We start from the raw sequence: 992 nt of genomic DNA, 5'->3' as shown, positions 1-992 counted from the left end.
ACGCGAATGGCATCAGCCCTTTGACAATAGCCAAGCGGCTCAATGCGGAAGGAATACCCGGCCCGTATGGCAAGCTATGGGGCAACACGACGGTGCGGGGACACATCAAACGCGGCACCGGCATCCTTAACAACGAACTCTATGTCGGCCGGCTCATCTGGAATCGGCAACGTTATCTCAAGGATCCTCGGACGGGTCGCCGTGTCTCCCGCATCAATCCCGAATCCGAGTGGATTACAACGGACGTACCCGAGCTGCGAATTCTCGACGACGACTTGTGGCAAGCCGTGAAGGCACGCCAAACTTCCCTGCGCATTGACTACGCTAGCTCCATGGACAGCGCAAACGTGGGAGCCGAGCTCCAGATGAAGCGCCGTCCGAAATCATTGTTATCCGGCCTGCTCGTCTGCGGCATTTGCAATGGCCCGGTCTCGCTGCGCGGACAGGATCGCTTCGGGTGTTCGGCGCACTTGAACCGGCGTTCGTGCACGAACGCTCGCACCATCAAGCGCGAAGCGCTTGAAGCGCGGGTTCTTGAGGGCCTTCGCCACCGGTTGATGGCGCCTGAGATTGTGGCTGAAGCCATCCACGCCTACGTGGAGGAGACCAACCGCCTGAATCAACAACAGCGCGCGTCAGCGGCTGCTGACAAGGCGGAGCTCAAAAAGGTGGTGAAGGCCATCGAGCATCTTGTGAACATGGCAGCCGATGGTGATGGCACGCGAGGTCTGGTCGACAAGCTGTTGGCACTGGAGGCACAGGAAGATGCCATACGGGCGCGGATGAGCGAGGCACCGCATATCGCCCCTGACATCCATCCGAACATTGCGAAGTTCTATCGCAAGAAAGTTGAGCGCCTATCCGAGGCTCTCCATCATCCCTCTGAACGAGATGAGGCGGCATGCGCCATTCGCGGTCTGATCGAGCGCGTCACGCTGTTTCCCGGCGCCAAACCTGGCGAGATGAGTGCCACGCTGCACGGTGAGTTCGGG

The 992-nt window shown here is 59.8% G+C and carries 1 protein-coding gene; it reads left to right on the top strand.

Annotation, left to right across the window (positions count from 1 at the left end):
* Positions 1 to 11: 11 nt before the first annotated feature.
* A partial coding sequence (locus L284_RS39595; protein ID WP_407635848.1) for a recombinase family protein occupies positions 12 to 992 on the top strand: 981 nt, incomplete at its 3' end.

This window comes from Novosphingobium lindaniclasticum LE124 (assembly GCF_000445125.1).
In the GTDB taxonomy this organism is placed as follows: domain Bacteria; phylum Pseudomonadota; class Alphaproteobacteria; order Sphingomonadales; family Sphingomonadaceae; genus Novosphingobium; species Novosphingobium lindaniclasticum.
Note: the sequence above shows the minus strand (reverse complement) of the source record. Positions and strands in the feature narration are given on the sequence as shown.